Origin of the sequence: Sphingopyxis sp., assembly GCF_036402335.1 — a bacterium.
Taxonomy (GTDB): Bacteria; Pseudomonadota; Alphaproteobacteria; order Sphingomonadales; family Sphingomonadaceae; genus Sphingopyxis.
Genome location: NZ_DASWTD010000133.1, coordinates 1 through 4,168, shown reverse-complemented (window position 1 = coordinate 4,168; position 4,168 = coordinate 1). Strand labels below are relative to the sequence as shown.

Genomic DNA, 4,168 nt, shown 5'->3' with positions numbered 1-4,168 from the left:
GACGGTCTCCATGCCCGCCTTCGCCATGAACGGCGTCAGCAGGAAGCCACCGAGCGCCCACGTCAGCCCGAAGCTGCGCGCCGAGAAGGTCGTCGGCGACAGGTCGAGCGCGCCATAGATATAGACCTGCTTGAACGTGTCCGAGCCGTAGCGGCTGTAGGTCGTCATGCGCTTGACCGCGGCGGCTTCCATCGCGGTCAGCACCTGCCCCGCGAGCTTGCCGCCCCCGGTCGCATCGAAGCCCAATGTCGCGCCGGTTTCGGCGATCGCATCGACCAGCCGCTCCATGAAATCGTCGGCGCTGCTGTTGACGATATATTTCGCGCCGATGCCCTTCAGAATTTCGACCTGCGCATCGCTGCGCACGATGTTGACGAGCGGGATGCCGTCCTTGGCGCAGATCTTGACGAGCATCTGGCCCAGGTTCGACGCCGCGGCGGTATGGACGATCGCGCTGTGGTTCTCCATCCGCATCGTCTCGGTGAAAGCCAGCGACGTGAGCGGGTTGACGAAGCAGGAGGCGCCATCGGCCGGATCGGTGCCGTCGGGCAGCGGCATCACCATCTGCACCGGCAGGCAGCGATATTCGGCATACATCTCGCCGCCGAGCAGCGCGACGGTCTTGCCGAGCAGCGCCTGTGCCTCGGGCGTATCCCCTGCCGCGACAACGGTGCCGCAGCCTTCGTTGCCGATCGCGAGCGCATCGCCGATGCGTCCGCCCATCGCGCGCATTCCGGCAGGCGGGACATCGGCGGTGATGACAGGCAGGCCTTCGCGGGTCGAGGCGCGCGCGGTCGACATGTCGGCGCCGCCGAACAGCAGGCCGAGGTCCGACGGGTTGATCGGCGCGGCGAGCACCTTCACCAGCACTTCGTGCGGCTTTGGTTTCGGCATCGGACGGCGTTCGAGCGAGACTTCGAGTTGCCCTTCGGGCTTCACGAGCGTCAGCATGGTGAGGTTGGTTTCAGGCAGGTCGGTCATCGCACATCTCCCGTATTCGGTTTTTCGATGCAACGGATTAGGACGTGTCGCACCGGCTGGCAACCGGCGTTCGGTCCGGCGACGCTGCCATTTAGTCCGGGTACCGACTGCGGTCGATGCACCCCGGCGCTATGGCGCCGATTTTTCCCGCTCGCAGACCCTGCGGTAAAGATGCTGGTCCGAAGCGGTTGTTCCCAACTCTTCCCAAGGCGAGTTATGGTCGGGGCCTGACACATCGGTGGCGATGGGCTGATTTTTGTCGTCGAATAGCTGCGGGCCGACCATGCGAGCGCTGCGCGTGCCGCAGTTTACCTGAACGACGCCATTCATGGCGACGGCATTGTCCGGCGCACCTTCAGCCTTGGTCATTTCGAGTGAAAAGCCGATTTGCCGTACCTCGTCATCCACCTGACGGTAGGTGTCGGCATAAAGAATATATGTCACGCCACCATCGGTGAAGCGATCAGGATCGGCTGCTGCCGGTGCAAGCGCGATGGACAGCGGCAGAAGCCACGATGAAAGGTCGATCATGCTTCCTCATGGCCTCTGGTGAACGGCCAGCCAAGAACGAAATATGCGGCCCGCCCGGAATGGCAGCGGCCCTACCCGGCTGGCGAATATTGTGCGGCGAGGCGCAGCACCTCTTCGGCCAGCTCCATCCGGCAGATCAGCAGATCGGGGAGATAGGGGTCGGCACAATTATAGACGAGCGGCGATCCGTCGACGCGGCTGACGTGCAGGCCTGCGGCAATCGCTACGGCGGCCGGGGCGCAATTGTCCCATTCATATTGCCCGCCGGTATGAAGGTAGATGTCGGCCTCGCCGCGCACCACAGCCATCGCCTTGGCGCCTGCCGACCCCATGGCGAGCAGTTCGGCGCCCATCTTTTCCGCGACATGGACGGCTTCGGCGGCGGGCCGCGTGCGGCTCACCAGCATTTTGAGCGGAACGTTTGCGGGCTCGAGCGGTTTCGGCGAACCCGAGGTCAGCGTCAGGCCCAGCCCCGGCAGCGCCACGGCGCCGACCGTCGGAACGCCCTCTATCGCGAGCGCGACATGCACCGCCCAGTCGCTGCGACCTTCGCTATACTCGCGCGTGCCGTCGAGCGGATCGACGATCCACGCACGCTTGTTGTTGCAGCGAACGACATTGTCCTTTTCCTCTTCGGACAGGATGGCATCGTCGGGGCGTGCAGCGCGGAGTTCGTGCATCAGCATCGCATTCGCCCGCGCGTCGCCTGCCTGACCGAGCGACTTGCCGACAAATTTGCCCGATATTTGAAGATCGAGCAGCATAAGGCCCGCGACTGCGGCGAGCCGTTCAGCGAGCTGTTCGTCGGTTTCCCCCGCAGTCATATCTATCCCAGCAAGCGATCGATGATCAGGTCCGCCGCTTCTTCGGGCGTCATCGCGGTTGTGTCGATACGAATCTCGGGGCTTTCGGGTGCCTCGTAAGGGCTGTCGATGCCGGTGAAATTCTTGAGCTGCCCGGCGCGCGCCTTTTTGTAGAGACCTTTCACGTCGCGGCGCTCGGCCTCGGCGAGCGGGGTGTCGATGAATATCTCGATGAACTCGCCCTCGGGCAGCATGCTGCGCACCATATCGCGCTCGGCCTTGAAGGGCGAAATGAAGGCGGTGATGACGACCAGTCCGGCATCGGTCATCAGTTTCGCAACCTCGCCGACGCGGCGGATATTCTCGATCCGGTCGGCCTCGGTGAAGCCGAGGTCGCGGTTGAGCCCGTGGCGGACATTGTCGCCGTCGAGCAGGAAGCTGTGGCGGTTCATCCGGTGCAGCTTCTTCTCGACGAGATTCGCGATCGTCGACTTGCCCGACCCCGACAGGCCGGTGAACCACAGCAGCGCGGGGCGCTGGTTCTTGAGGTTCGCGCGCATGTCGCGGTCGATATCGGTCGCCTGCCAATGGACATTCTGTGCGCGGCGGAGGCTGAAGTGCAGCATGCCAGCGGCGACGGTCGCGTTGGTCAATTTGTCGATCAGGATGAAACCGCCGAGCGTCCGATTGTCCTCATAAGCCTCGAAGGTGATCGGCTTGTCGGTCGACAGTTCGACGACGCCGATGCCGTTGAGCTCGAGTGTCTTCGCCGCGAGATGGTCGAGCGTGTTGACGTTGATCTCATACTTCGGTGGCTGAATCGTCGCCGAGACGCTCTGCGTCGCGAGCTTGAGCCAATAGGCGCGGCCCGCGATCATCGCCTCATCGGCCATCCAGACAAGCGTCGCCTCGAACTGATCGGCAGCCTCGGGCGGCGCATCGGCGGCGGCGATGACGTCACCGCGCGAGCAATCGACCTCGTCGGCAAGCGTCAGCGTCACCGACTGGCCCGCGACCGCCTCATCGAGATCACCATCCAGCGTGACGATGCGGTCGACGGTCGTGGTCTTGCCGCTGGGCAGGATACGCACGGCGTCGCCGGGCCTGACCTTGCCGCTCGCGAGTTGGCCCGAAAAGCCGCGGAAATCGAGGTTCGGGCGGTTGACCCATTGCACCGGCAGACGGAACGGCTTGGCTTCGTCGGCGGCGGCGCCGATCTCGACAGTTTCGAGATGCTCGATCAGCGCCGGCCCCTTGAACCAGGGCGTATTGTCCGACAGCGCGGTGATATTGTCGCCCTTGAAGCCCGAGATCGGGATCGCGGTGAAATTCGTAATGCCGATTTCGCTCGCGAAGGCGCGGTACGCCAGCGTGATGCGGTCGAAGACACTCTTGTCGTAACCGACAAGGTCCATCTTGTTCACCGCGAGCACGATATGCTTGATACCGATCAGGTGCGCGAGGAAGCTGTGGCGGCGCGTCTGGGTGAGCACGCCCTTGCGCGCGTCGATCAGGATGACCGCAAGGTCGGCTGTCGATGCGCCGGTGACCATGTTGCGCGTGTACTGCTCGTGGCCGGGCGTATCGGCGACGATGAACTTGCGCTTCTCGGTCGTGAAAAAGCGGTAGGCGACGTCGATCGTGATCCCCTGCTCGCGCTCGGCCGCGAGGCCGTCGACGAGGAGCGCGAAGTCGATCTCCTGCCCTTGCGTGCCGACGCGCTTGCTGTCGGCTTCGAGCGCGGCGAGCTGGTCCTCGAAGATCATCTTCGATTCATATAGGAGCCGTCCGATCAACGTGGACTTACCGTCGTCGACGGATCCGCACGTGATGAATCGAAGCAGCCCCTTGTA

General features: G+C 63.7%; 4 protein-coding genes. All 4 read right to left on the bottom strand.

What is annotated here, in order from left to right; genetic code table 11:
• On the bottom strand, positions 1-981 hold a 981-nt coding region (locus VGD20_RS04195; protein WP_331133245.1), incomplete at its 3' end, for a zinc-binding dehydrogenase.
• A gap of 129 nt (positions 982-1,110) precedes the next feature.
• Complete coding sequence (locus VGD20_RS04190) at positions 1,111-1,512, bottom strand: hypothetical protein (protein WP_331133244.1); 402 nt, start codon at positions 1,510-1,512, stop codon at positions 1,111-1,113.
• Positions 1,513-1,583: 71 nt separating this feature from the next.
• On the bottom strand, positions 1,584-2,336 hold the full coding sequence (locus VGD20_RS04185) for a 3'(2'),5'-bisphosphate nucleotidase CysQ (protein ID WP_331133243.1): 753 nt from the start codon (positions 2,334-2,336) through the stop codon (positions 1,584-1,586).
• Positions 2,337-2,338: 2 nt separating this feature from the next.
• Positions 2,339-4,168, bottom strand: a 1,830-nt coding sequence (gene cysN / locus VGD20_RS04180) for a sulfate adenylyltransferase subunit CysN (protein ID WP_331133242.1), incomplete at its 5' end; no start/stop codon positions are given.

Coding starts and splice junctions, on each gene's coding strand:
- VGD20_RS04190 (WP_331133244.1), bottom strand. CDS start 1,512: ATGATCGACCTTTCATCGTGGCTTCTGCCGCTGTCCATCGCGCTTGCA.
- VGD20_RS04185 (WP_331133243.1), bottom strand. CDS start 2,336: ATGACTGCGGGGGAAACCGACGAACAGCTCGCTGAACGGCTCGCCGCA.